This window comes from Micromonospora sp. NBRC 107095 (assembly GCF_030269705.1).
Lineage (GTDB): Bacteria > Actinomycetota > Actinomycetes > Mycobacteriales > Micromonosporaceae > Micromonospora > Micromonospora parva.
Genome location: NZ_BSTU01000001.1, coordinates 734,401 through 759,719 on the forward strand (window position 1 = coordinate 734,401; position 25,319 = coordinate 759,719).

At 71.7% G+C, this 25,319-nt stretch carries 21 protein-coding genes; 14 read left to right on the forward strand and 7 right to left on the reverse strand.

What is annotated here, in order from left to right; genetic code table 11:
• The first annotated feature begins 37 nt into the window (after positions 1-37).
• Positions 38-2,251, forward strand: coding sequence for a DUF8189 domain-containing protein (locus QSK15_RS03525; RefSeq protein WP_285792861.1), 2,214 nt, complete (start codon positions 38-40; stop codon positions 2,249-2,251).
• A gap of 38 nt (positions 2,252-2,289) precedes the next feature.
• Here QSK15_RS03525 and QSK15_RS03530 read toward each other — a convergent pair whose 3' ends face one another.
• The gene (locus tag QSK15_RS03530) at positions 2,290-4,851 is read right to left on the reverse strand and encodes an ATP-binding protein (RefSeq protein WP_285792863.1); all 2,562 of its coding nucleotides are present in this window, start codon (positions 4,849-4,851) and stop codon (positions 2,290-2,292) included.
• Between the two features lie 99 nt (positions 4,852-4,950).
• Positions 4,951-8,028 carry a S8 family serine peptidase gene (locus QSK15_RS03535; protein ID WP_285792864.1) on the reverse strand — a complete coding sequence of 1,026 codons (3,078 nt, stop codon included), beginning with the start codon at positions 8,026-8,028 and terminating at the stop codon, positions 4,951-4,953.
• A gap of 192 nt (positions 8,029-8,220) precedes the next feature.
• Here QSK15_RS03535 and QSK15_RS03540 point away from each other — a divergent pair, with 192 nt between their 5' ends.
• Positions 8,221-8,997 (forward strand): protein kinase family protein, encoded by a 777-nt coding sequence (locus QSK15_RS03540; protein WP_285794321.1) that lies wholly within the window; start codon positions 8,221-8,223, stop codon positions 8,995-8,997.
• A gap of 86 nt (positions 8,998-9,083) precedes the next feature.
• On the opposite strand, the gene QSK15_RS03545 is transcribed toward QSK15_RS03540, so the two are convergent.
• Positions 9,084-9,563, reverse strand: a complete 480-nt coding sequence (locus QSK15_RS03545) for a winged helix-turn-helix transcriptional regulator (RefSeq protein WP_285792865.1) — start codon at positions 9,561-9,563, stop codon at positions 9,084-9,086.
• 103 nt (positions 9,564-9,666) lie between these two features.
• Between QSK15_RS03545 and QSK15_RS03550 the strand changes: the two genes are divergently transcribed.
• Positions 9,667-11,241: an MFS transporter gene (locus QSK15_RS03550; protein WP_285792866.1), complete on the forward strand. Its 1,575-nt coding sequence runs from the start codon at positions 9,667-9,669 to the stop codon at positions 11,239-11,241.
• A 196-nt stretch (positions 11,242-11,437) separates the two neighbouring features.
• Here the strand turns inward: QSK15_RS03550 and QSK15_RS03555 are convergent, their stop codons facing one another.
• Positions 11,438-11,908: a winged helix-turn-helix transcriptional regulator gene (locus QSK15_RS03555; RefSeq protein WP_285792867.1), complete on the reverse strand. Its 471-nt coding sequence runs from the start codon at positions 11,906-11,908 to the stop codon at positions 11,438-11,440.
• A gap of 145 nt (positions 11,909-12,053) precedes the next feature.
• Here QSK15_RS03555 and QSK15_RS03560 point away from each other — a divergent pair, with 145 nt between their 5' ends.
• The 6 genes from QSK15_RS03560 to QSK15_RS03585 all read left to right on the forward strand — a co-directional run bounded on the left by QSK15_RS03560 (position 12,054) and on the right by QSK15_RS03585 (position 17,078).
• Entirely contained in the window at positions 12,054-12,386 is a 333-nt protein-coding gene (locus tag QSK15_RS03560) for a nuclear transport factor 2 family protein (RefSeq protein ID WP_285792868.1), read from the forward strand.
• 51 nt (positions 12,387-12,437) lie between these two features.
• Positions 12,438-12,980, forward strand: coding sequence for a TetR/AcrR family transcriptional regulator (locus QSK15_RS03565; RefSeq protein ID WP_285792869.1), 543 nt, complete (start codon positions 12,438-12,440; stop codon positions 12,978-12,980).
• Positions 12,981-13,066: 86 nt separating this feature from the next.
• Positions 13,067-14,098: a medium chain dehydrogenase/reductase family protein gene (locus tag QSK15_RS03570; protein WP_285792870.1), complete on the forward strand. Its 1,032-nt coding sequence runs from the start codon at positions 13,067-13,069 to the stop codon at positions 14,096-14,098.
• A 300-nt stretch (positions 14,099-14,398) separates the two neighbouring features.
• Positions 14,399-14,572 carry a hypothetical protein gene (locus tag QSK15_RS03575; RefSeq protein WP_285792871.1) on the forward strand — a complete coding sequence of 58 codons (174 nt, stop codon included), beginning with the start codon at positions 14,399-14,401 and terminating at the stop codon, positions 14,570-14,572.
• A 156-nt stretch (positions 14,573-14,728) separates the two neighbouring features.
• Positions 14,729-15,943, forward strand: coding sequence for a PP2C family protein-serine/threonine phosphatase (locus tag QSK15_RS03580; protein ID WP_285792872.1), 1,215 nt, complete (start codon positions 14,729-14,731; stop codon positions 15,941-15,943).
• Positions 15,944-16,010: 67 nt separating this feature from the next.
• Complete coding sequence (locus tag QSK15_RS03585) at positions 16,011-17,078, forward strand: DUF2855 family protein (RefSeq protein ID WP_285792873.1); 1,068 nt, start codon at positions 16,011-16,013, stop codon at positions 17,076-17,078.
• Between the two features lie 6 nt (positions 17,079-17,084).
• On the opposite strand, the gene QSK15_RS03590 is transcribed toward QSK15_RS03585, so the two are convergent.
• Together QSK15_RS03590 and QSK15_RS03595 are read right to left on the reverse strand one after the other, a co-directional pair.
• Positions 17,085-17,876 carry an RNA polymerase sigma factor SigF gene (locus tag QSK15_RS03590; RefSeq protein ID WP_502889468.1) on the reverse strand — a complete coding sequence of 264 codons (792 nt, stop codon included), beginning with the start codon at positions 17,874-17,876 and terminating at the stop codon, positions 17,085-17,087.
• Between the two features lie 223 nt (positions 17,877-18,099).
• Entirely contained in the window at positions 18,100-18,285 is a 186-nt protein-coding gene (locus QSK15_RS03595; RefSeq protein WP_285792874.1) for a hypothetical protein, read from the reverse strand.
• A 320-nt stretch (positions 18,286-18,605) separates the two neighbouring features.
• Here QSK15_RS03595 and QSK15_RS03600 point away from each other — a divergent pair, with 320 nt between their 5' ends.
• A complete protein-coding gene (locus QSK15_RS03600) occupies positions 18,606-20,477 on the forward strand; it encodes a sigma-70 family RNA polymerase sigma factor (RefSeq protein ID WP_285792875.1) in 1,872 nt (623 codons plus the stop codon).
• Complete coding sequence (locus QSK15_RS03605) at positions 20,474-21,160, forward strand: DUF305 domain-containing protein (RefSeq protein WP_285792876.1); 687 nt, start codon at positions 20,474-20,476, stop codon at positions 21,158-21,160. Before QSK15_RS03600 ends, QSK15_RS03605 begins: the two co-directional genes overlap by 4 nt.
• 17 nt (positions 21,161-21,177) lie before the next feature.
• Here the strand turns inward: QSK15_RS03605 and QSK15_RS03610 are convergent, their stop codons facing one another.
• Positions 21,178-21,738: a GNAT family N-acetyltransferase gene (locus QSK15_RS03610; protein ID WP_285792877.1), complete on the reverse strand. Its 561-nt coding sequence runs from the start codon at positions 21,736-21,738 to the stop codon at positions 21,178-21,180.
• 81 nt (positions 21,739-21,819) lie between these two features.
• Between QSK15_RS03610 and QSK15_RS03615 the strand changes: the two genes are divergently transcribed.
• The 3 genes from QSK15_RS03615 to QSK15_RS03625 are packed head-to-tail and all read left to right on the forward strand — an operon-like array spanning position 21,820 to position 25,297.
• Entirely contained in the window at positions 21,820-22,530 is a 711-nt protein-coding gene (locus QSK15_RS03615; RefSeq protein ID WP_285792878.1) for a siderophore-interacting protein, read from the forward strand.
• The gene (locus QSK15_RS03620; RefSeq protein ID WP_285792879.1) at positions 22,527-23,801 is read left to right on the forward strand and encodes an MFS transporter; all 1,275 of its coding nucleotides are present in this window, start codon (positions 22,527-22,529) and stop codon (positions 23,799-23,801) included. The genes QSK15_RS03615 and QSK15_RS03620 overlap by 4 nt, the downstream gene beginning before the upstream one ends.
• Positions 23,798-25,297 (forward strand): MFS transporter, encoded by a 1,500-nt coding sequence (locus tag QSK15_RS03625; RefSeq protein ID WP_285792880.1) that lies wholly within the window; start codon positions 23,798-23,800, stop codon positions 25,295-25,297. Before QSK15_RS03620 ends, QSK15_RS03625 begins: the two co-directional genes overlap by 4 nt.
• Positions 25,298-25,319: the final 22 nt, after the last annotated feature.

Consider the following 25,319-nt stretch of genomic DNA (forward strand, 5'->3'; position numbering starts at 1 on the left):
ACCACCACCCCCACCCCCGAGGGACAGGAGTACCTCCATGCGCCTGAACCGACAGCTGACCGCTGCCCTGGCCGTGCTCGGCCTGGGCCTGGCCAGCCCCGTGCCGGCGATGGCCGGCCCACCCCGCACCGACCCTCCGAAGGCCGGCCACGGTCCCGGCCGCCCCGGTCACGCCCCGGCGGCCACCGACGCGGAGGACCAGGGCGCGCCGACCTTCTTCAACAGTGGCCTCGCCCCCACGCCCTACCAGGGCTGGAACACCTACTTCGGCCTCGGTGGCGATCCCACCGAGGCCGAAGTACGGTCGGTCACCGACTACATGGTCCACAGTGGCCTGCGCGACGCCGGCTACACCTACGTCTGGATCGACGGCAACTGGGCCGCCCCCACCCCGCGCAACCAGGCCGGACAGCTCGTCGCCGACCCGGCCCGCTTCCCCGGCGGAATGGCGGCGCTGGCCGCGTACATCCACAGCAGGGGAATGAAGGCCGGCATCTACACCGACGCCGGCCCGTACCTGCCGGGGCAGTGCGGGCTCGGCAGCAACGGCCACTACCAGGCGGACATCGCCCAGTTCGCCGGCTGGGGCTTCGACGCGCTCAAGGCCGACTGGCTCTGCGGCCGGGCCGCCGGCCTCGACCCGGAGGCCACCTTCCGGGAGCTGGCCGAGGCGGTACGCCAGTCGCCCCGACCGATGCTGCTCAACATCTGCAACCCGGTCAGCTCGGACTGGGGCGGCGGCCCGTACACCCCGGAGCAGCTCTCCACCTGGAGCTACACGTACGCGCCCACCATCGCCGACTCCTGGCGGACGTACACCGACGTGGGGCTCACCGACCCGACGCCGCAGTGGGCGTTCCCGTGGGTGCTGCGCAACATGGACGTCAACGCGTACCACCCGGCGGCCACCGGCCCGGGGCACTACAACGACCCGGACTACCTGCTGCCGATGCGCCCGCTGCCCGACGGCGGCTACGAGTTGAGCCTGGAGGAGTCCAAGACGCAGCTCGGCATGTGGGCCATCATGGCCGCGCCGCTGGTGATCGGCTCCGACCCGCGTGGCCTGCCACAGGAGATGATCTCGGCGCTGACCAACCCGGAGATCATCGCCGTGGACCAGGACCCGCTGGTGCGGCAGGGCGTCAAGGTCGCCGACACCGGCACCGACGCGCAGGTCTGGAGCAAGGTGCTCGCCGGCTCCGGCAAACGGGCCGTCGCGCTGCTCAACCGGCACGACACCGCCCAGCAGATCACCGTGAACTTCGCCGACGTCGCCCTCGGCGGGTCGGTTCGGGTCCGTGACTTGTGGTCCCGCTCCATGGTGGACGCCCAGCCGGGCACCCCGGGCGTGCAGCCGTTCACCGGCTCGTACACCGTCGAGGTGCCGGCGCACGGTGTGGCAATGCTCGGCCTGACCGGCACCGACCAGGTCGCCGGCGCCGACCTCGGCGGCACCGCCAGCGCCAGCCCCGCGCTGGTCCGGGTGGACGACACGCACGCCACCGCCTTCGTCCGCGACGCGCAGGGCGCACTGGCGGTCAACACCCGTTCCGGTACGACGTGGGGAAGCCGGTGGACCTCACTCGGCGGCCCGGTCGGCGGCCGGATCCTCGGCCAGCCGGCGGCGTACGGCTCCGCCGACGGGCGGATCGACGTCTTCGTCCGGGGCACCGACAACGCCGCCTGGCAGCGCAGTTACGTCGCCGGTACGTGGGGGCCGTGGCGGCGCCTCGGTGGCACGCTGACCGACGCTCCGACGGTTGCGTGGACCAGCCCGACGCAGTGGACGCTTGTCGCCCGTGGCGCCGACGGCAAGCTCTGGACGCGTACGCCGGGCGCCGGCTGGACCGGTGTGGGGGCTCCCGGGAACCGGCCGTTCTACGGTCGGCCGAGCGCGGTCGTCGACGACGCCGGCGTGCTGCACGTGGCCGTCCGGAGTCGTACCGACGAGGTGTGGTGGAGCAGCCGGACCGGCACCACCTGGTCGGCCTGGACCAACCTGGGCGGCACCACCAGCGGCAGCCCGACCCTGCTCGCCACCTCCGGTCGGGTCTACCTGTTCTCGCTGGCCGCCGACAACCGGCTCTGGCAGCGCAACCTGGCCGACGGTGCCTGGGGCGGCTGGTTCCGACGCGGTGAGTTCGCCACCGACGCGTTCCGGGGCGCGCCCGGGGCCGCCGCCGGTGCCAACGGCAGCGCCTGGCTGGCGGTACGCGGCGTGGACGACCGGGTGCACCAGGTCGTCCTGTGATCCACGGGGCGGGCCGTCGGTCGACGGCCCGCCCCGGCTCAGGCCGGGACGAGTTCCCGGCAGCGGCGTAGGGCGGTCCGGGCCAGCGGCGTGTCCCGGCCGGTGATCCCGGCTTCCAGTTCGGCGACGGCCGCCGCGGCCCGCGCCGGTTCGCCCTGCGCGGCTGCGGCCTCGGCCAGCACCAGCACCGCGTCCGCGGCCCACGCCAGGATGCCCTTTCCGCGTACCACCGACAGTGCCTCCGTCGCGTGCCGGACGGCCTCGTCCGGCTGCCGGGTCAGGGCCAGCCGGGCCAGCGCCGACAGCGTCTGCACCAGCGGCCAGATCGCACCGACGCGGCGGGCGTCGGCCACCACCTCCCGCAGCGCCCGTTCGGCCACCGTCACCTCGTCCAGCCCGCCGGTCCTGTCGCCCAGGCCGGCGGCGGTGCCGGCGTTCGCGCCGCCGGCGTTCGCGCTGTCGCCGTTCGCGGTGCCGGCGTTCGCGCTGTCGCCGTTCGCGGTGCCGGCGTTCGCGGTGCCGGCGTTCGCGGCGGTGGCGGTGAGCGCCAGCACGGTGGCCAGTTCGGCTCGCGCGTCCAGCAGGGTGACCGGCATCCGCTCGGCGCTGGTGACCAGCCGGCTCAGCCGTTCGGCGAGCCCGTCCAGCCGGCCGGCGGCCCGGTCCAGTGACAACTGGGTCGCCTCCACCAGGGACGCCAGCCGCTCGTACCCGGTCTCGTCGACCAGCGCCCGGCCGGCCGCCAGCAGCGCTTCGGCCTGCTCGGGATGACCGGCGTGCAGCGCGCCCTGCGCCCAGTTGAGGCAGGCGCGGGCGTGTTCGCGCGGCCGATCGGCCAGCTCGGCGGACGCACGCAGCTCCGTGATGATCGCCCAGGCCGCCGGGTCGCCCAACTCCAGCAGCAGCGAGGCCCGGGCGATGCGGACCGCGAGGTGCGACCCCGGATCCCCGCTGGCCACCGCGGCGGCTTCCGCCTCCGTGCAGCGGGCCAGGTGGTCGTCGACGTGCCGGCCCACGACGGTGTCGGGGGCCGCCAGCACCGCGAGCGCCGGGGCCTTGCGGCGCGGCGCACGCAGGTACGGCACGGCACGCTCGATCTCGGTGTACCCGCGCAGCGCCTCGCCCTGCTGGCGCAGCATCCGACCCAGCACCAGGCCCAGCTCCCCTCGGGCGCCGGGCGGCAGCCGTCGGTCGGCGAGCAGCCGTTCCAGCACCGGGATCGCCTCGGCCTGGCTGAGCCCGTCGATGGCCGACCGGCCCAGCTTTGCGGCGAGCCGAACCCGTACCGGTCGGGGGAGCTCGGCGACGTCCATCGTCTGGAGCAGGAAGCTGGCGGCCGTCGCGTCGTCGCCGCGTTCGGTGGCCAGGTCGGCGGCCGCCTCGGCGTTGCGGACGAAGTCGGCCCCGCTGCCGGCCCGACGGTAGTGGTGCGCCAGCAGGGCCACCGGCTTCGGCAGTTCCTGCTCCAACACCCGCGCGACCCGCAGGTGCAGCCACTCCCGGCTCTCCCGGGGCACCAGGTCGTAGACCACCTGTCGGGCCAGGTCGTGGCGGAACCGCAGGCCGTCCCCGGCGTCGTGCAGCAGTCCCGCCCGGTGTGCGGCGGTCAACGCCGCGCCGATCGCCACCCGGTCCAGGCTGAGCACCGCGGCGAGGATGCGCTGATCGGGCGTCATGCCCAGTACGGCCGCCGCGCCGAGCACCTCCCGGGTGGCCTCGTCGAGCGGGCGCAGCCGCCAGAGCAGGACGTCACGGAGGACGAACGGGACACTGTCGTCGGCCAACGGGTCGCCGCCCCGCTCGGCGAGCGTACGCAGCACCTCCTCGACCACGAACGGGATACCGGCGGTGCGGTCGAGCAGGGCGGTGATCAGCTGCTGCGGCGGGTCGTCGAGCCGCAGGGTGCGCGCCGCCAGCCGGCGTACGTCATCGGCGTCCAGCGGGCTGAGCGCGACGCGCGTGACGCTCCACGGAGGTGTCCGCGCCAGGGCGTCGTGGATTGGCGTGCTGCTCCCCGGCGTCGCCGTCCGCGCGGTCATCAGCACGGCCAACCCGTCGACGGGGTGGGTGCTCAGGTACGCGAGGAGTTCGCAGGTCGCCGGGTCCGCCCAGTGCAGATCCTCGAGCAGGAGGGTGGCCGGGCTCAGCGCGGCGAGCACCGCCGCGACGGCGCGGAACAGGCGATGACGCTCGGCCGCCGGGTCGGTCAACGGGGGCGGCGCGTCCGGCAGGACGTCGGCGAGTTCGGGCAGCAGTGGCGTGAGGGCGCCGGCCACCGGGCTGAGTGGGCCGGGTCGCTCGGTGCTGCCCCGGATCGCGTCCAGCAGCACGCCGAGCGGGAAGGGCTCGGGCACGTCGTCGCACTCGCCGACGAGGTGCCGCCCGGGGAGTTCGGCGAGCAACTCGGCGACGAGCCGACTCTTGCCGATGCCGGCCTCGCCTTCGAGCAGGATCAGGCAGGGCGGGGTGGCGACGAGCCGGCGTAACCGGGCCAGTTCCGCCGTTCGGCCGACGAACTCGACGGGCCCGCGCAGACGTTCGGGGCGGACGGGAGTTGGGCTCCCGCCGCCCCGGGTCTTGTCCGCGCCGCCGTCGATCACCGTGGGGCGAGCAGATCACCTCTGCGGTTCCCGCCGGTCATCCGGCGGACCGGCGGTGACCTGAGTCACACGCCGATCCGCCGGGTCGGGGGAGCGGGGTCAGGACTGGACGGTGACCGGCACGGTCTTCAGCGAGCCGTCACCGTTGCGGAACTCCAACACCCCGACGTAACGCTGCCCCGGGGCGAGACCGGACCAGCGCAGTGTCAGGTTCGCCGTCGCGCCCGGCTGCACGCTGCGCTGCTTCGGGTCGATGGTGAACCGGCCGGTGGCGGTGCCCGGCGCGCCCGGCAGGTAGCTGGTGATGGTGTACGCGTTGGCCTCGTCCTTGATGTTCTCGGTGAACTCCTGCTCGACGACCACGATGTAGTCACCGGCACCGTCGGGCAGGGCGACCTTCGCGCCGATCCGGGTGCTGGCCGTGGCGGTGACGAACTTCCCGGACCTGTCGTAGACGTTGAGGCTGAACTCGGTGCACTCCATCACGCCCTCCTCGTCCTCCCAGTCGATGTGGGAGCAGGTGGGCCGTGCCGACGTCACGTGGATCTCCGGGCTGCGGGTGCCGGCCGGGACGTGCAGGGTGGTGCGGCTGATCGACGCGGGCAGCGGCACCGGCAGGTTGTTCGTCGTGCTCCAGTCCCAGCTCGGCCCGTCGCCCTTCAGGGTCACGGTGGTGCTGGTACCCGAGGTCAGGCCGGACAGCTGGGAGATCAGCTGACCCTTGTAGCCGGCCTCGGCGGCGATCCGGACGCTGCCGAAGGTGCCCTTGCCGGTGATGGCGTCGGGGGCGACCAGCCCGGAGTTGTGCACGACCAGCGGGCTGCGTACCTCGTGCTTGAACTGGTCGCGCCAGGTCAGCGAGCCGTCGGCCCAGGTGTCGAACGCACCGCCGGTGTTGGTGACCTCGACGGTGAAGCGGGCGCTGTGGCCGGGGCGGATCTGCATCTTCTTCGGGGTGACAGTGACCTTGTAGCCGGGCGGCGCCTGCACCGACGCGGTGTAGGTGCTGGTCTTGTCGCTGACGTTGGTGACCGTACGGGTCACGCTCTGCTTGCCGACCATCCGGCCCAGCGAGATCGACGGGTAGTTGAGCTGGGCGGTGTCGATCGCACCGATCGTGTCGCAGCCGTCCAGGTCGCCGAGTCCGTAGTCGCCGCCCCGGTCGGCGGAGACCCCGCACAGGTACTTGATCCAGTCCTGCTGGTTGGAGTCGTAGACCAGACCCGGGTCGAAGGCGCTGCCCGGCTCCACCTGACCGGCGCCGTAGTTCATGGGAGTGGCGTCGTACGTGCCGATCTTGATCGGGTTGCCCTTGTCGGTCTTGTCGACGGCGCTGGTCATCAGCGCCGAGCGGACCGCAGCTGGCGACCAGTCGGGGTGCTTGGCCAGCAGCAGCGCGGCGATACCGGCGATGTGCGGCGCGGCCATCGAGGTGCCCGACTCCAGGGCGAAGTCGTTGCCGCCGATGGACGGGGAGAACGCGGCGACGATGTCCTGGCCGGGCGCGCTGATGTCCGGCTTGAGCAGCTCACCGGCGTTCAGGTTCGACGGGCCCGCCGAGGAGAACGCGGCGACGGCGGGAGCCTCGACCGTCTCCAGCTTGCTCGGCGAGATGGTCGCCGTGGCGTTGCCCTTGGCGACGTACGCGGTGACGGTGGCCAGGTCGACCTCGTTGATGTGCACTGTCGGCACGGCCTGCACGTCGGCGTTCAGGGAGTTCAGCTCTTCGTTGTACAGCACCATGCCGATCCCGCCGGCCCGTGCCACCTCGATGCTCTTGTCGGTACGCGGGATCTCGCCGCGCAGGCAGAGCACGATCGCGCCCTTGACCTTGGCCGGGTCCAACGTGTCGTCGGCGCAGAGGCCCGCGCCGTAGGCGCCGTCCGGGTGGACTGCGCTGTCCTTCGCGAAGACCAGCCGGGCCGGACCGACACCGGTCTCGCCCATGCCCACACCGGCGATGGTGGTGCCGTCGCCGAGGGTGAGCGTGCGGGTGTTCTGCCGGTCGGTGGTGCTCGCGGCCACAGTGGTCAGCCACGGCGTCGAGTTGTCGACGGTGTTGGCGAACGGCCCGGAGTTACCGGCTGCGGCGGCGACGAACACTCCGGCGGCGGCGGCGTTGAAGAACGTCGCGTCGACGGCGCCGAACTGCTCGGTGTCGTCACCGATCGAGTAGTTGATCACGTCGACACCGTCGGCGACCGCGTCGTCGATGGCGTGCACGATGTCGATGTCGGTGCCGGTCGCGCCGCCCGCACCGTTGTCGTACAGCGCCTTGTAGATCGCCAACCGCGCGGCCGGCGCCATGCCGGAGATCAGGCCCAGGTCCTGGTTGCCCGATGTCGCCCGCACGCCGTGCAGGCCGGCGGCGGTGCTGGCGGTGTGGGTGCCGTGGCCGTTGCGGTCGCGCGGCGAGGAGTAGTCGTCCGGGAATGCGTCGGCGATGCCGCTGTCGTTGTACCAGCGGGCACCGATCACCTTGTTGTTGCAGGTGACCGGTGCTTCGACGCCGACGTCGCAGGTGCCCTTCCACTTGGCGTCGATGACGGCCTGGTCGGGGCGAGGGCTGGGCAACGGCGCGAAGCTCGCGCTCTCCGGCCAGTAGCCGCTGTCGATGACTCCGATGATGACACCCTCACCCGCGTGGGGGTCGCCGCCGAACTCCTTGTTCCACACCCCGCCCTTGCCGGTCAGGCCCAGGTAGTCAGGGGTGTGCGAGGTCGTCGCGTGCACCTTCCGGCTCTCGTACACGGCGCGGACACCCTTGGTGGCGCGCAGCCGGGCGGCCTGCGGCCCGGTCAGGTCGGCGGCGAAGCCGTTGAACGCGGTCTCCATGGTGACGCGGGTTCGCTCGGCGGGCACGCCGACCCGGTCCAGCACCGACGTGCGCTGCTGGCGTAGGTGGTCCCGGTACGCGTTGGCGTTCCCGGACGTACGGTTCAGCTTCGCGCCGTCGGCCGGCTTGGTGGCGGCGATCCCGGGAACCCCGCCGGTATAGGTGGCCAGTGGCTCCTCGGCGAGCTGAACGAGGTAGCGGGCGGTCGGTCCACTGCTTGCCGGCGCGGCGGTGGCGCTGACGGGCAGGCTGGTCAAGCCGGCCGCGGTCAGCGCCACGGCGGCCAGCATGCTGACCCCGTGCCTGGCCCGTCCGGTCCGATGGGTGTTCGGTTGTGGCACGTCGTTGCCTCCACGTTCGGTGCCGGCCGCCACGACTGATGACGGTGGCCGAAACCTAGGATCGGTACCGATCATCGAGAAGCACTCGTAACCTGGCCGTCATCTTGGAAACAAGCTCGTAACACAACGGGTACTTTGCGCGTCATTGAGGAACGCCGACTTGGGGGATCTGTGCCATTTGGTCGGTTGCCCGTGCCGCCCGTCGACTCGGCTTTCGTGGTCTTCGACGCCCAGGGCTCCGGCTGCCTGTCCTACGGGGTCGAGGAGGCGGGCCGCCGCTGGTTCGTCAAGGCGGCCACCACAGCCGAGGGCCGCGCGTCCCTCGACCGGGCCTGCGCGGTGCACGCCGCAGTCCGTCACCCGACGATCGTGCGTCCCACGTGGACGATCCGCGGCGCGGCAGGTCCGACACTCGTCTACCCCTGGTACGACGGCAGCGTCCTGAACCACGCCACCGTTCATGGCGCGGACCGCAGTGCGCTGGCGCGATTCCAGCACCTGCCGGTCCCGCAGGTCGAGGCGGCGCTCGACGCGATCCTCGACGCTCACCTGGCCGTCAGCGCCGCCGGCCTCGTCGCGGTCGACCTCTACGACGGTTGCTTCCTGTACGACTTCGACGCCAGCCGGATGCGGCTGATCGACCTCGACGAGTACCGCCCCGGCCCGTTCGTGCTCGCGGCGGATCGGCTGCCCGGTTCACGTCGCTACATGGCACCGGAGGAGTTCGCCCGCGGCGCGGTCATCGACGATCGGACCACCGTGCACGCGCTCGGCCGCGCCCTGCACCACCTGCTCGACTCGCCAGCGAACGGACGGGGTGCACACGGCAACCGTCGGAACTCACCACGGAGGTGGCGGGGGAGCAGCGACCAGCGCCGGGTCGTGGAACGAGCAACGCGGCAGGCACCCGCCGCCCGGTACCCCGATGTGCCAACACTGGTCCGCGCCTGGCGGCTGGCGACACCCTGAAACAGCGGCTTTGCGGCCCACGGCGATCCGGCCGGGCCGCTGCGGGCTGACGGGGTGTCGCGGCGGCACCGGTCCGGCCGTGGGTGTCAGTCGCGCCGGACGAGACCCGGGCCGGCGGTGATGTCGATGTCGCCGTCCGCGACGTCGTGACCGGCGGCGCAGCGGAGCACCGCGCGGATCGGTTCGCCGCAGTCGTGGTGGGTGGCGATGACCGACGGGCCGGTGTCGGTGGCGGCCCAGGTGTCGCCCCAGTTGCGCAGCGCGGTGATGACCGGCAGGAGTGCGCGCCCCTTGCTGGTGAGTTGGTACTCGTGGCGGGTGCGCTGCCCGGGCTCGCGGTAGGGGATTCGTTCGAGCAGGTCGGCGGCGACCATCTCCTTGAGTCGGGCGGCCATGGCGGGCTCGCCGACGCCGACCCGGCGGACGAAGTCGTCGAAACGGCGCGTACCGAGCAGGGCCTCGCGCATGATCAGGACCGTCGACCTGCTGCCCACGACGTCCATCGCCCGGGCCACCGAGCAGTTCTCGCTCGTCCAGGCATCGCGATCGTCTCGGAGGTCGTTCATGAGATCCAGCCTACCTGACTTGCGATGGGGATAGCCAGGTGCTTCACTTGGGCGCGCTGACTTCAGCAGACGCAAGTCAGACCATCGGCCTGAAGGATCTTCCGTGACCACCAGCACCACGGCCCCGACCCCGCCCGGAGCGACCCCGCCCGCAGTGGCGGCCGGCCGGTCGGCCACCGCCCGCTCCTCCTTCCGCGGCTCCCGCGCGGTGACCCTGATCGCCACCTGTCTCGGCGCGATGATCACGTTCCTACAGATCACCGCGACGGTCTCCGCGCTGACCACGATCCAGCGGGACCTGCGCGTCGACCCGACCACACTGGTCTGGATCCCCAGTGCCTACACCCTGATGGTGGCGAGCGTCGTGCTCTCCGCGGCCACCCTGGGCAGCCGCTACGGGCGTAAGCGCATGTTCAGCGCCGGGGTCGTCGCGATGATCGTCGGCGCCGCCGTCGTGGCCGGCGCCCCGACCGTCGCGTGGGTGATCGTCGGGCAGTTCGTCGCCGGCCTCGGTGGGGCCCTGATCCTGCCGAACAGCCTGGCGATTCTCGGCGCGACCTTCACCGACCCGCACCGAAGGACCGAGGTGATCACCGCGTGGTCGGCGGCGTCCGGCATCGGGCTCGCGATCGGCCCACTGATCGCCGGCGCCCTGCTGCAGCACTACCAGTGGCACAGCGTCTACCTGTCGACGATCGCGCTGGGCCTGATCACTCTCGTCGTCGCCCTCGTCGGGGTGGCCGAGTCCCGGCCGAGCGCCGCCCGGCTCGACGTGCCCGGCCTGCTGCTGGGCACCGTCGCCATCGCGGCCGCCGTGTACGCGCTGATCCAGGGCGGCAAGGTCGGCTACACCAGCCCCGTGGTGTCGACGGCCTGGGTCGTCGCGGCCGTCGCACTTGTCGCGTTCGTGCTGGTCGAGCTGCGGACCAGCGCGCCGATGCTCGACGTACGGCTGTTCCGGTCCGCGTCGTTCAGCGCTGTCATGGTCGTCGGTGCGGTGTCGCTGTTCGGTTTCACCGGCGTGTCGATCCTGCTGGTCCTCTTCCACGAGCGCGCCCAGGCGCTCAGCCCGCTGGACACCGGCTGGCGACTGCTGGTGCTCTTCGGCGTCTACGTGCTGGTCGCCTTCGGTGCCGGGCGGGCGATTCGTCGTACCGGATTCAAGGCGCCGTTGACCCTCGGCCTGGTCCTCGGCGCGGTGGCCAGCTTCGCGCTGGCGAACCAGGGGCCGACCACGCCGTTCGGTCACCGCTGGGCGTTGTTCGCGTTGTTCGGCGGGGCCAGCGCTCTGGTGGTGGCCCCGGCGACCGCGGCGGCCCTGGCCAGCGTCGCGCCCGCCCAGGCCGGGATGGCCTCCGGGGCGGTCAACGCGGCGCGCCAGGTCGGTTCGGTGCTCGGCTCGTCCCTGCTCGGCACGCTCCTCACCACCACGATGGTGGGCGACCTGCCGGGTCGACTCGCCGCACACCAGGTCGACGAACCCACCCGGACCGCCGTGCAGGCGGCGGTGGCCTCCGGGGCCAACGGCGACCAGCCACTGCCCGACCCGGTCCGGGCGGCGATCGCGGAGGCGCTGACCTCCGGTGTCCAGGCCGGGCTGCGGATCAACGGCGTCGTCTTCCTCGTCGCCGCCGTGCTCGCGCTCACCCTCATCCGCAACCGGCCGCACCAGCACTAGGGCCTGTTCCATAAGAACTGGCCGGCCTGCGGCGGACCCGGACGACAACCGGCGGCGTTGCGGTTTCGTCCGGATACCGGTGTTGTATCCGGACGAAACCGCGCCTTGCCGGATCGCCGCCCGGACTCCGCCTCGGCTCGACCGCCCTTATGAAACAGGCCCCAGGGCCGCGTCGGCCCGCCGGAGTGCACGCCGGTCAGTGCTGCGGCGGGGCCGCCCGGTTGGGGATGTGCTCGTAGCGTCTGCGCATGGTCTCGCTGGCGGCCGGGCCGGCGGCGAACACGAAGGTGGCGTCGTCGAGCGGGCGACCGGTGTTGCTGTCGACGATCACCGGGTCGGCCTCCACCCCGGTGGCCCGGTCGACGAGGATCATGCTGCGCTCGCTCGGATCGAGGCGTGAGTTGCCCCAGGCCGCGAGGGCGACGATGACCGGCCGCAGGCTGCGGCCGAGGTCGGTGAGGACGTACTCGTAGCGGTCCGGTCTGGTCTGGTAGCGGCGACGTTCCAGCAGCCCCTGGCCGGTGAGGGTCCTGAGCCGGCTGGTCAGGATGCTGGACGAGACGCCGAGGTTGGCCTGGAACTGATCGAACCGGGTGTAGCCGTCGAAGGCGTCGTGCAGGATCAGCAGCGTCCACCACTCGCCAACGTGGCCCAGCGCACTGGACAACGGACATTCGCGGTCCGCCAAGCGGATCTTTCCGGCCACAACCGTGCCCCCTCCCGAGTAGGTGCTACTGTCGAAGTTAGTAGGTTCTGTTTCAGAAGTAACCATACGACGAGTCTTCGGCGACGCGTCGGAGAGAGACGAGACCATGACTGCCACCCAGGCGACACCAGCCATCATTCGCCGCTACTTCGCGCTCGCCGGCCAGCCCGACTCCGAGGACTACTTCGCTCTGTTCGCCGAAGACGCCGTGGTCGAGGACGAGTCGAACGAGTACCGGGGCATCGAGGCCATCCGTCAGTGGCGCCGTGCCGTGCCGCTGGTGTCGTACGAGATCACCGACGTCGAGGAAACGTCCGCCGGCACTGTGGTGACCGCCACGATCACCGGCGACTTCCCCGGCAGCCCGTTCGCCGGCCTCCGGTACCGCTTCAGCGACTACGACGACAGCGCGATCCGGATGCTGCGCATCGCGCCCTGACCGCTGAGCGGTGACTTGACGCCACTTATTTGTGAGTGCACACTTACAAACATGCGATCGACCGCCGAGGCCCGCCGGGTCACCGTCCTGAACACCGCGGTGTCGGTGTTCGCGCGCGCCGGCTTCCACGCCACCCCGGTCACCGCCGTGGCCGCCGCCGCCGGCATCTCCGAGGCGTACGTCTTCCGGCTTTTCGCCGGCAAGCTCGGGTTGTTCGTGGCGGCGGCCGGAGCGTGCTTCGACCGGATCGCCGAGGCGATCGAGGCGGGTGCCGAGCGTGCCCCGGGCGACAGTCCGGAGGAGATCCTCGACGCCATGGGTGGTGCGTACGCGGAGCTGATCGCCGATCGCGACCTGCTGCTCTTTCAGGTGCAGGCGCAGGCGGTCACGGACATCCCGGAGATCGCCGAGGCGGTGCGGGCCGGCTACCGGCGGGTCGCCACCTTCGTGCAGGATCGGGCCGGTGCCAGCGACGCGCAGGTGCAGCAGTTCTTCGCGTACGGCCAGTTGTGCCATCTGATCGTGACCGCCGGCCTGGAGCAGGTTCCGGAGCCCTGGGCTCGCGCCCTGACCGCCGGCATTCGCCACCCCTGACCAACCCGATGTCGGGCCGCTTCGGCGGCCCACTTTTCGACCTCGACAAGTGTGTGAGTGCACACTTACAAACAAGGGAGAATTCGATGACGACCGACGCGATGATCACCGAAGTGGTGCTGCCCGGCGTGGTGGAGCCCGACGGACTCCAGCTGCGCCGACGCCCGATGCCCGTCCCCGGCCGGGGGCAGGCGCTCGTCCAGGTCGAGGCGACCGGCATCTCGTTCGCCGAGCAGCAGATGCGCCGCGCGCTCTACCCCGGCCAGCCGAGGTTCCCGTTCGTGCCCGGCTACGACCTCGTCGGCACCGTCCGGGCGGTCGGTCCCGGCGGTGACGAGGCCCTGGTCGGCGGCCGGGTGGCGGCGGTCACCAAGACCGGTGGCTGGGCCACCCACGCGCTGGTCGACCTCGACGCCCTGACCCCCGTGCCGACCGGCCTGGACCCCGCCGCGGCCGAGACCGTCGTCGTCAACGGGGTGACCGCCTGGCAGATGCTGCGCGACGCCGACCTGACGGCCGGGCAGACCATCCTCGTGCACGGCGCGAACGGCGGCGTCGGGAGCGTGCTCGTCCAGCTCGGCCGGCACCTCGGGCTGCGGGTCATCGGCACCGCCGCCGCACGGCACCACGCCGGCCTGCGTGAACTCGGCGTCGAACCGCTCGACTACCGCGACCCGGGCATGGCCGCCCACGTTCGCGAGCTGTCGCCGGGTGGCGTCGACGCCGTCTTCGACCCGGTCGCGGGCCCGGGCGTCCGCACCTCGTACGCCCTGCTCGCCCCAGGCGGCAAGCTGGTCGTCTACGGCAACGCCGCAGCCGTGGGTACCGGGCAGTCGGTCGTCTGGGTCTTCGCGAAGCTGTTGGCCCGCCTCTACACCTGGAACGCGCTGCCCAATGGCCACCGGGCTGGTTTCTACAACTTCTGGGCCGGTCAGCTCACCCGCCGTGCCGCGTTCCGCCGCCGTCTGCGCGCCGACCTCGGCACCGTGCTCGACCTGCTACGGCAGGGAGTGATCGTGCCGCAGATCGCCGCCCGCTACCCGCTCGGCGAGGTCTGCGCCGCGCTGGTGTTCGCCGAGGCCCGCAGCCGGGCCGGCAAGGTGGTGCTGGAGCCCTGACCTCCGGCCCGTCCAGGGCGCTGGTGCGGCGGGCCGCCGCGAGGGCGTACGGTGAACATGTCGCCCGGGGCACCCGACGGCCACGAGACGCCGTCGCCACCAGCCCGCCAGGGGTGTTACCGCTCATCTTCTCCATCGTCGCGACTCGCTGGTCGTGTTGGCCAATCGCCGACCACGTCCCGGCCGTTCGGGGCCGTCCGTCATCGCGGTCGGAACGCTTGATGGGCCGGATCCGACCGCACACGCACACCATTGTCCGTGCGAATGACCGTTTCAATATCACAACCAGGGGAGCACCAGATGAGGATCGCCCGGGACCGGATCGTCGCCGCGCTACGCGACCGGGGCCAGCAGGCCCGGGCCGACTGGGTCGAGCGCGAACTGCCGGAGCGCGTGGACCCGGCCAAGCATTCCGGGCTGCTCGCCACCCTGAGCCTCAACCCGGCTGATCTCGTCGACACGTCATCTCCGTGAGGCCGCTCTGTTCGGACCGGGCAGCGGCGGTCTGATATTCACTACGCGCCTTCGCCCGCGGGCGACTCGGTGGCCGCCGGTGCGTGCCGGGGCGGGGTAGCCTCACCGCTCGCACCAGGTGCTCCTGCGAGCGGGCAGGACAGGGGGAGGTGGAGCGTGGTCGACGTCGGCGATGTGGTGCGTTGGTTGCAGCTCAACGCGCCCCAGGGCGGTCCGGACGAGGTGTCGCGGCTGGTGGCCCGGGCCGCGCCCATGATCAATGCCAGCGAGATCGTGATCTATCTGGCCGACTACAAGCAGACCCTCCTCGTCCCGTTGCTCGGTGCGGGCTTTGACCGGGAGCAGTTGTCGATCGAGACGACGCTCGCCGGCCGGGCCTTCACCACCCTCGACATCCAGCGCGCGCCCGACAGCCCCGACCGGGTGTGGGTGCCGCTGCTGCTCGGGTGTGAGCGGATGGGCGTACTGGAGATCGTCTCGCCGGCCGCCGCCGACCAGACGATGGATGGTCCGGTCTGGGAGGTGGCGGTCAACGTCGCCCAGATCCTGGTCAACCGCCGGTCCTACGGTGACGTGGTCGAGCGGATGCGGCGGCGGATGCCGATGCAGGTCGCGGCCGAGATCGTGTGGGGCCTGCTGCCGCCGCTGACCTTCGCCACCGACGATCTGGTGGTCACCGCCATCCTCGAACCGTGCTATGACGTCGGCGGCGACATCTTCGACTACGCGTTGAACGGTGACGTGCTCAGCGTCGGGCTCTTCGACACCTGTGGGCACGGCATCAAGGCGAGCACTCTGGCCTCGCTGGTGGTCAGCGCGTACCGCAACGCCCGTCGGTGCGGCCTCGACCTGGTCGACACGGCGATCAGCATCGACCGGTGGGTGCGGTCCGAGCACCCGAACTTCTTCGCCACCGGGTTGCTGATCGAGTTGGACCGTCGGACCGGGCACCTCAGCATGATCAACGCTGGGCATCCCGGTGCCATGCTGCTGCGCGACGGCAAGGCCGTCCGGGAACTTCCGGGGCCGACGGCTCTGCCGCTGGGGCTGGGTCACCTGTCTGCTCGCCGGCCCCGCGTGCACGTGGAGAATCTGCACCCCGGTGACCGTCTGCTCGCCTACACCGACGGCATCACCGACGCCCGTAGCGGGCAGGGTGAGCAGTTCGGACTGGACCGGCTCGTCGACTTCGTCAACCGCGCCCTCAACGACGGGCTGCCCAGCCCGGAGACGATGCGTCGGCTGGTCCGCGCGGTGGTCAGCTACCAGGACGATCATCTGGAGGACGACGCGACAGCCCTCTTCGTGGAGTGGCGGCCACCGCACCTGCCGCTCGCGCATCTGCGCGGCCTCGCCGCCGCCGGCTCCTGAGCGAACAGTGGGATTTTGCACTCGCAGTGCACTTGTCTCCGATTGCGGTGCTGTCTAGCGTCACCTCATGGCTGACTCATGGACCTTCGCGGTGGCTCGGGACGACCTCGGGAAGACCACGCTCGTCGATGGCCCCATCCCCGCCGTAGCCGACGGCGAGGCGCTGCTGCGCGTGGACCGCGTCGGCCTCACCGCCAACAACGTGACCTACGCGGTGCTCGGCGATGCGATGCGCTACTGGCAGTTCTTCCCGCCGACCGCCCAGGGGCTCGGACCGCGGTGGGGCCTGCCGCCGCTCTGGGGCTTCGCCGAGGTGGTCGCCTCGGCGGTGGCGGGGGTCGAGGTGGGGCAACGGATCTACGGTTACCTCCCGCCCGCCGGTCACCTCGTGGTGCGCCCGGACCGGGTGGACGGGTCCGGGTTCCGTGAGGCGAGCCCGCACCGGGTCGAGCTGCCGTCGCCGTACAACGCGTACCGGTCGACCATCGGCGACCCGGCGTACCGGCGCGACCAGGAGGATCTGCTGATCCTGTTCCGGCCGCTCTTCTTCACCTCGTTCATGCTGGCCGACCAGGTTGTCGACAACGACTTCTACGGGGCCGAGGCGCTGCTGGTGTCGTCGGCGTCGAGCAAGACCGCGTACGCCGCCGCGTTCGAGCTGCACCGGCGCGGGCCGCGCCTGATCGGTCTCACCTCACCCGGCAACGTGGCCTTCACCAGGTCGCTCGGCTGTTATGACGAGGTCGTGTCGTACGACGACATCGACGCCCTCGACGTGGTCCCGACCGTTTACCTCGACCTGTCCGGCGCGTCCTCGACCCGTGCCGCCCTGCGGCGGCGCCTCGGTGACCGGCTCGTCCGGGACATCGCGGTCGGGCTCACCAACCAGACGCCGAACGCCGACGCCGCCGAGGAGGTGTTCTTCGCGCCGGTGCAGATGCGCAAGCGCAGCCATGACTGGGGCCGCGACGGGCTCGACGAGCGGTTCACCGCCGCGTGGCAACGCTTCGCCGCCGTCGTGAGCGGGTGGCTCGACGTTCGGGTCGGTGCCGGGCCGGCGGCGCTGCAACACGCGTGGCTCGACGTTCTCGCCGGTCGTACGCCGCCACGGGTGGGCCACGTCGTCCAACTCTGACCGGGCTCAGGCTGCGATGTCCTCGCCCAGTTGGCGGCGCAGCGCGGCCAGCGAGCGGGTGATCAGTCGGGACACGTGCATCTGCGACACGCCGATCCGGTCGGCGATCTGGGCCTGGGTCAGGTTGCCGTGGAAGCGCAGGCTCAGGATCTGTCGTTCGCGTTCCGGCAGCGTGGCGAGGGCCGGCCCGAGAGCGATGCGGAGATCGACGAGGTCGAAGGCCCGGTCGTCGTCGCCGAGGGTGTCCCCGAGTTCCCGGCTGCCGTCGGCCCCGACCGGGGTGGACAGCGAGGTGGCCCGGTAGGCGCGCGCACCCTCCAGCCCTTCCAGGACGGTCTCCTCGGACACGTCGAGGTAGGACGCGATGTCGGCGACGGTCGGCGAGCGGCCGAGGGTCTGGATCAGGGTGCTGTTCGCCGCGCTGATCGACAGGCGCAGTTCCTGGAGGCGGCGGGGCACGCGGACGGCCCAGGTGCGGTCCCGGAAGTACCGCTTGATCTCGCCGATGATGGTGGGGATGGCGTACCCGCTGAAGTCGACACCTCGGCTGTGGTCGAAGTTGTCGATGGCCTTGATGAGCCCGACGAAGGCGGTCTGGGCCAGGTCGTCGTCGGGCGCGCCGCGTCCGCCGTAGCGGCGCGCCAGGTGCCGGGCGAGCGGCAGCCACGCCTCGATGGCGCGGTCCCGCAGGGCTGGCCGGCCGGGGTCGTCGGCCGGGGTCGCCTTCATCTCGGCGAGGAGCTCATCCGGGCTCTGGTCGGTGTGGGTGCTGGTCGCGTTGTCGACGATGGTGGCCACGTGGGTGGTCCTTCCCGCAGGCCCGTCGATCGACCGGAAGGGTCTCCGAACCGGCTACCGCCGGGGCGCACATACGGGCGAAGGTGCGCTGTCGCAAGGCCACGAACACGGGCCTCGCCGCCGCGTCATGTCGTTCACCTGATGACCCGGACACTACCCGAAAGGGCGACCTTTTCCTAACCGAAAGTATGAGCCCTGGCGTTCGCGGGACAACGCCTACGGGTCAGCCGCGCTGGTCCGGGGCGTCGACAGCGGCCCGGGCCGGCGGGGCCGACCGCACCGCGAACGGGTGGCGCAGCTGCCGCATGGCCTCCTCGCTGCTGTCGAAGGTCACCGCCGGTCCGTCCAGCGCCTCGCCGTTGGAGGTGGCGAGGAACAGGACGGGTCGACCGTTGTCGTTCGGTGTCATGCGGGGATCCTGTCTCTACGAGAGGGGTGCGTCCCGGCCTCGGCAACGTCGGCCGTGCGACCTGGTGACGCGTCGGCGCACACGTTGGCGCCCGAATGCGGGTGTCCTGTGCACGGGGCGAACGCCCCGGCGACACCGACACCCCGCACCATACCCGGCATCGCCGCCCGGTATGCGCCGCCGGCGAACCCGCGTCGCTTGTGGCGAACCGACCCCCCGGGAATTCTGTAATCCCACCCGCTGCCGCGAGTCTCCGATCCTGAGGGCGGTCAGCGCACCCAGCGTGGGCACCGCGCGGACGAGCACAAGGAGTGAGACGCATGTCGTCAGCCGGTCGAGCACTGCCCGATGTCGGGTTGGTCGTCGCGGCGCGGCAGGGCGACCAGCGCGCTCTCGACGACGTCGTCACGGCCTCGCTCCCGCTGGTCTACAACATCGTCGGGCGTGCGCTGCGCGGGCACGCCGACGTCGACGACGTGGTCCAGGAGACGTTGGTACGGGTGATCCGGTACCTGCCCGCGCTCAACGACCCGGCGGCCTACCGGTCCTGGCTGGTGGCGATCACCATCCGGCAGGTGCGTGACTGGGAGACGCGCCGACGCGTCGCGCTCAACCGCGACGCCGGGCTCGACGCGATCCACAACGTGCCCGACCCCGCCTCCGACTTCGCGGGGATGACGATTCTCCGGCTCGGCCTCACCGACCAGCGACGCGAGGTGGCCGAGGCGACCCGCTGGCTCGACCCGGACGACCAGGAACTGCTCTCGCTGTGGTGGCTGGAGGAGACCGGCGAGATCACCCGTAACGAGGTCGCCGACGCGCTCGGGCTGTCACCCGGGCACGTCGCGGTGCGGATCCACCGGATGAAGGAGCAGATCCAGAGCGCCCGCGCCGTCGTACGCGCGCTCCGCGCCCGCCCCGGCTGCCCGGAACTGGGCGCCGTGACCGCCGAGTGGGACGGTACGCCCAGCTCGCTGTGGCGCAAGCGACTGGCTCGACACGTCCGTGACTGCGCGTTCTGCGTCCGGTTGGGAAGCACGCTCCTGCCCATCGACCGGCTGCTCGCCGGCCTGCCGTTGCTGCCGCTGCCGGCGGGTCTCGGCGCCCACCTGCCGAACGTGTCCGCCCCCGTGGCCGCCGCGCCGGCCGTCGCGCCGCCGAGCCCGGCGGTCGGACCCGCCGCCGGGCCGACCCCGCCCACCGATGGCGGCGGTGGTCAGAGCGTCGTCGGCCTCGCGGTGAACCGGCCCCGTGGCCTGGTGCCGTCCCTCGTCGCCGGGGTGGCCGCCGCCGTCCTGGCCATCACCATGGCGGTGGTGATCCAGCCGGACGATCCGCCCGCACCCTCCTGGGCGGCGCCGCCGTCCGCGGTGCCCACCGCAGTCGTCACCCCGAGCGTCGCACCGCCGCCGAGCGCACGACCCGCGTCGAAAGCGCCGGTGCCGCCGGTGATCAGCTCCGCGCGCAAGGGCGTCGGGGTGTGGAACTTCGCCGGGGCGAGTCAGGCGCTGGCGAACTCCAAGGCCGGCTGGTACTACACCTGGGGCACCCAGCATCCGGGAATCAGCACTCCGCGCGGTGCGACGTTCGTGCCGATGATCCGCAGCGCGGAGAACGTCACCGCCACGGAGCTGGCGCGGGCCAGGGCCGCCGGGCCGTACCTGCTCACCTTCAACGAGCCGGACCTGCCCGAGCAGGCGAACATGACCGTCGAGCAGGCGTTGGACCTGTGGCCGCAGTTGATGGCGACGGGCAGCAGGCTGGGCAGCCCGGCGGTCGCCTGGGGCGGGCCGGACCCGCAGGGTTGGCTGGACAGGTTCATGACCGGCGCGCAGGCCCGTGGTCACCGGGTCGACTTCATCACGCTGCACTGGTTCGGTGCCGACTTCACCACCGCCACCGCCGTTGCCCAACTCCGGCAGTACCTACAGGCTGTCTACCAGCGGTACCGGAAGCCGATCTGGCTGACCGAGTTCGCGCTGATCCGCTTCGGCGCGGGCGGTTCGCAGTTTCCCTCTCAGGAGCAGCAGGCGGCCTTCCTCACCGCGGCCACCGCCATGCTCGGTCAACTCCCGTACCTGCAGCGTTACGCCTGGTTCGGGTTACCCGCCACGGAGAAGGACCGGTCCGGGTTGTTCCGCGACGGGACCGAGGCGACAGCTGTCGGCCGCGCGTTCCAAGCCGCCCGTTGAGCACCGACGGACGGAGGGCCGAGCAGATCATGGCGCAGCGCCCCGGGTCTCGCGTCCGGACCGGGCGGATGGTCGGCGTCGTCGTGACAGTGGTCGCCACCGCGCTGGCCGTCGGGCTCACCAACGGTTGGGGACGAACCGAACCGGCCCCGGTCGCCTCGTCGGCAAGCACCACACCGACCGCTGCGGTGCCGATCGTGCCGGTGGTGCTCAACGGCACCGACGACGCCTTCATCCAACTGCTGATCCCGATGAACGAGGGCGTGCTCGCGCTGATCGACCAGCTCGACACCCGACCGGCGGGCGCTGATCCGTCGTTGCGGGTCCTCCTCGGCGAGCTTCGGACGGCTCATCAGGCCGAGCTGCGCGACCTGCGGGGGCTGTTGGCCGCGGGCAACGTGTCGGAGTTGAACATCCACGAGGGGCACCAGATGCCCGGTATGGTCACCGAGGCCAGCCTCGCCGAGCTGCGTGCCGCCCCCGACGTCGAGGTGCCGTCCCGCGCCGCCGCGCTCATCCGGGCGCACCTCGCGCAGACGGTGGTGCTCTGCCGGGGCGAGCGGACCGCCGGTGGGAGCCCGGAGGTGAAGGCGCTCGCCGGCCGGATCCAGCAGGCGCGCACCGCCGAGCTGAGCGCGCTGGACAACCGGCTCGGCACGCCCGCCGCCACCAGCCAGCAGTAGTCGGTGGGCTACGGCGGTCAGGCCGGTGTCTGGTGTCTCGCCGCGAACCGGGCGCGCGTCAGGAACGCGAGTTGGGCCCGCTTGTCCGGCATGTCGATCTCCGAGTCGAGGGTGAAGCCCTCGATCTCCAGTCGGCGCAGGGCGAGGTGGTTGCGGACGTCCGGCTCGACCACGATCCGCTGCGCGGCCGGATCGCGGAACAGGAAGCGGGCCACCGCGGGGCCGACCGCGTTGGTGAGGCTGCGGGCGAGGCGTCGGTCGGGGCTGAGCAGCAGGTGCATTCCCACGTCGCCGGGCTGGACGGGGTAGCGCTCGCCGACCGGGTCCGCCTCGGGCTGATAGGTCTGGAAGAGGCCGACCGGCTCGTCGTCGATAACGATCAGGTACGCGTGGTGAGTGGGCAGGCTGTCCACAAAGGCGTAGATCTCGCGCACTTCTTCCAGGGTGTGGGAACCCATGCCCCAGAAGGAGTTGCGGGGAAGGGTCACCCAGCCGTGCAGGAGGGCGGCGTCCCGGTCGGGGTCCACGGTCACCAACGACAGCTGGCCGAGGCCGGCGATCTTCTCCTGGTACGTCATCGGGCGCTGTCCTCTGTTCCATCGGGGGCGCAACTTAGGTTAACCTCCCCTAACCAAGGATGACCTTACCTGGAGGGGTGTGTGAAACGGAACTGGGAGGCCCTGGTCCTCAAGGCCATGGGAGGTCGGGACTTTCGGTTGACCGTCCTGAGCACCGAGTCGATCGATGGGCACTACCAGCGGCTTCTCCTGGACGGGGGCGGGCTGCTGGAGGCGTGCGGGGTGCACCCCACGATGTGGATCCGGCTGTGGTTCGACAACGACGGGCGGGCGCACCAGCGCGCCTACACGTTGGTCGACCCCGACCCGGCCACCGGTCGCTTCACCCTCGAATTCGCCATCCATGACGGCTGCGCGGCCCGCTGGGCCACCACGGCCACCGTCGGCGACACCATCACCGCGACCGTTCAGGGCAGCGCGTTCGAGCTGCCCGACCCCGCGCCCGAGCATCTCTACCTGGTCGGCGACGCAGCCTCCCTGCCCGCGGTGAACAGCCTGCTCGACGCCGGTGCCGACATCCCGGCGACGGTCTGGCTGGAGTACGCCCACGAGGGCGAGAAGGCGCTCGCGCTGCGGGCCCGGGCGCACCACGAGGTCACCTGGGTGCCTCGGCGCGACGCGGGCCAACATCTCGTCGATACGGTCTGCGCCGCCCTGCCGGCCAGCGACACGGGCCACTACTGGGTGGCCTGCGAGGCCGCCACCACCCGGGGCATCACCCGACACCTGCGCAAGACGCTGGGCGTCGACAAGGACCGCCTGACCTCCCTCGGCTACTGGAAAGCGGCATGAAGGGCCGGCTCGGCACCCTGACCGCGCTGTACGTCACCCAGTACCTCGGCGTCGGCTTCATCACCGTCGGGCTCACCGCCATCCTGCGCGACGGCGGCACCTCGCTGGACACGCTGGCGCTGTTGCAGATCGTCGGCCTGATCTGGCCCATCAAGTTCCTCTGGGCGCCGATCCTCGACCGGTACGGCTCCCGGCACCGCGGCCACTACCGTTCCTGGCTGCTCGTCCTGCAGAGCGCCCTGGTGCTGGCCCTGTTGGCGCTGCTGCCGTTCGCCAGCCCGGCTGACGCGCTCGGCCCGATCGTCGCGATCTGCGCCGCGTACGTGTTCTTCTCCGCCACCCAGGACATCGCCGTGGACGCCGTCGCGGTGCGGATGCTCGCCGAGTCGGCCCGGGGGACCGGCAACGGCATCCAGGTCGCCGCTAGCTACCTCGGCAACCTGCTCGGTGGTGGAGCCTGCGTCCTGGTGTACGACCAGTTCGGTTGGGCGTCGGCGATCGGCCTGCTGGTCGCGATGACCGCGGTCGGCCTGCTGGTGGTGTGGCGGTTCCGGGAGCCTCCCCGTACCGATCGGGTGGCCCGGATCGGCACGGCCTACCGGGCACTGCTGTCGGTGTTCGGGCAGCCCGGCTGCCGGTGGTGGACGTTCGGCGTGGTGCCGCTGGTCTACGTCGGCGCGGGAATGGCGTACGCCCTGGTCACCCCCGCTCTGGTCGACGCCGGATGGTCGTTGGGTCGGATCGGCGTCGTCACCGGCGTGGTGACCAGCGCCCCGGCCATCGTCGCGGGTCTGGTCGCCGGCCTCGGGGTCGGACGGTTCGGGCGCGGTGGCGTGCTCGTGGCCGGTGGCCTCGCGCTCACGGTGTCGACGTTGCTGCTGCTGCCCCTGATGAACGGCCAGGCGCCGCTGGGTGGGACGGTCGCCGCGCTCTGCTGCTTCATGGTGGCCTACACCATCGCCAACGTGGTGCTCTACACGGTCAACATGGACTACTCGCGACCGGACACCGGTGGCACCGACTTCACCGTCCTGTCGTCGTTCGGCCTGGTCTGCTCGTTCGTGGCGTCATCCATCGGTCTCGCGGCGGCCGAGCGGGTCGGCTATCCGGCGGTCGCCGTCGCGGCCATCGTGCTGGTGGCCGCCGGGGTCGTCCTCGGCCTCGCCCACCAGCGGCGATTCCCGCACCGGCCCGGCCCGACCGCCGGCCAGTCGACCCCCGACGCACCTGTCGAGCGGCCCGCAGCGGACGGCGCCAAGGCGGTGGCGTGACCAGCGTTCAGCCGGCCACCGACACCGCGACACCGGTACGACTGCCACAGCGATGGCTCATCCTGGCCGTGCTGTGCGTCGCGCAGTTGGTAGTGGTGCTGGACAACACCGTGCTGACGGTGGCGGTGCCGGTGCTCACCACCGAGCTGGGTGCCAGCACCGCCGAGGTGCAATGGATGATCAACGCGTACGCGTTGGTGCTGTCCGGGTTGCTGCTCACCGCCGGCAGCGCCGCGGACCGGTACGGCCGCCGCCGGATGCTGCTCGCCGGGCTCGTCCTGTTCGGGACCGGCTCGCTGGCCGCCGGTCTCGCCGACACCAGCGGACAGCTGATCGCCGCGCGGGCCGGCATGGGGGTCGGCGGCGCGCTGCTGGTCACCTCGACGCTCGCGGTGGCGATGCAGGTCTTCGACGCCGCCGAGCGGTCCCGGGCGATCGGCATCTGGGCTGCGACCAGCGCGTTGGGGTTCGCCATCGGCCCACCGATCGGCGGTACCATCCTCGCCCATCTGCCCTGGGGCGCGATCTTCCTGGTGAACGTGCCGATCGTGCTGGTCTGCCTGCTCGTCGGTCGCGCGCTGGTCCCCGAGTCCCGCGGGCCGGCCGGTGGTCGACTCGACGTGCCCGGCGCCGTGCTCTCCACCGCCGGTCTGACCGCGGTCGTCTGGGCGATCATCTCCGGGCCGGAGCGCGGGTGGACGTCGACCGAGGTGATCGGTGTGGCGATCGTCGGCGTACTGGTGCTCGGGATCTTCGTGCGGTGGGAGCGACGGATCCCGCATCCGATGCTGGACATGGGCTTCTTCCGGGACCAGCGCTTCGTCGGTGCGATCTCCGGGGTCGTGCTGATCACGTTCGGTGCCACCGGCGCGCTCTTCCTGCTCACCCAGCACCTCCAGTTCGTGCGGGGTTACCCCGCCTGGGAAGCCGGACTGCGGATGGCACCCTTCGCGCTGTCCATCGTGCTGCTCAACGTCAGCGGTGTCGTCGCGGGCGTGATCCGTCGGCTCGGCCTGGCGGTCGCCATCGCCGTCGGTATGACGCTGCTCGCGACCGGGCTGGCGCTGGTCACCCTCTTGTCGTCCGACGGGTACCCGGTGCTGCTGGCGGGGCTGCTCGTCATGGGTGCCGGTTGCGCGCTGGCCAACCCGGCCATCGTCGAGGCCGTGATGAGCGCGATCCCGACGGCGAAGGCCGGCGCTGGCGCGGGTGTCGACGGCACCATGACCGAGGTGGGCAGCAGCCTCGGCATCGCGGTGCTGGGTGCCGTGCTGAACGCCCGGTTCGCGGCGCTGCTGCCGGCGGCACTGGCCGGCGCCGGATCGTTCCCCGCGGCTCTCGCCGCCGCCCGCGACGGTGCCGAGCGGGAGGCGGTGACTGTCGCCTTCGCCTCGGCACTGGAGACGGGACAGTTGGTGGGCGCGGCAGCGGTGCTGATCGGTGGTCTGGTTGCCGCCGGACTGCTGCACCGGGCAGACCGCACCATATCCATCTAATAAGGGTAGGCTACCCTAATCG

Coding starts and splice junctions, on each gene's coding strand:
- QSK15_RS03525 (WP_285792861.1), top strand. CDS start 38: ATGCGCCTGAACCGACAGCTGACCGCTGCCCTGGCCGTGCTCGGCCTG.
- QSK15_RS03545 (WP_285792865.1), bottom strand. CDS start 9,563: ATGAACGACCTCCGAGACGATCGCGATGCCTGGACGAGCGAGAACTGC.
- QSK15_RS03560 (WP_285792868.1), top strand. CDS start 12,054: ATGACTGCCACCCAGGCGACACCAGCCATCATTCGCCGCTACTTCGCG.
- QSK15_RS03565 (WP_285792869.1), top strand. CDS start 12,438: ATGCGATCGACCGCCGAGGCCCGCCGGGTCACCGTCCTGAACACCGCG.
- QSK15_RS03570 (WP_285792870.1), top strand. CDS start 13,067: ATGACGACCGACGCGATGATCACCGAAGTGGTGCTGCCCGGCGTGGTG.
- QSK15_RS03575 (WP_285792871.1), top strand. CDS start 14,399: ATGAGGATCGCCCGGGACCGGATCGTCGCCGCGCTACGCGACCGGGGC.
- QSK15_RS03585 (WP_285792873.1), top strand. CDS start 16,011: ATGGCTGACTCATGGACCTTCGCGGTGGCTCGGGACGACCTCGGGAAG.
- QSK15_RS03595 (WP_285792874.1), bottom strand. CDS start 18,285: ATGACACCGAACGACAACGGTCGACCCGTCCTGTTCCTCGCCACCTCC.
- QSK15_RS03600 (WP_285792875.1), top strand. CDS start 18,606: ATGTCGTCAGCCGGTCGAGCACTGCCCGATGTCGGGTTGGTCGTCGCG.
- QSK15_RS03610 (WP_285792877.1), bottom strand. CDS start 21,738: ATGACGTACCAGGAGAAGATCGCCGGCCTCGGCCAGCTGTCGTTGGTG.
- QSK15_RS03620 (WP_285792879.1), top strand. CDS start 22,527: ATGAAGGGCCGGCTCGGCACCCTGACCGCGCTGTACGTCACCCAGTAC.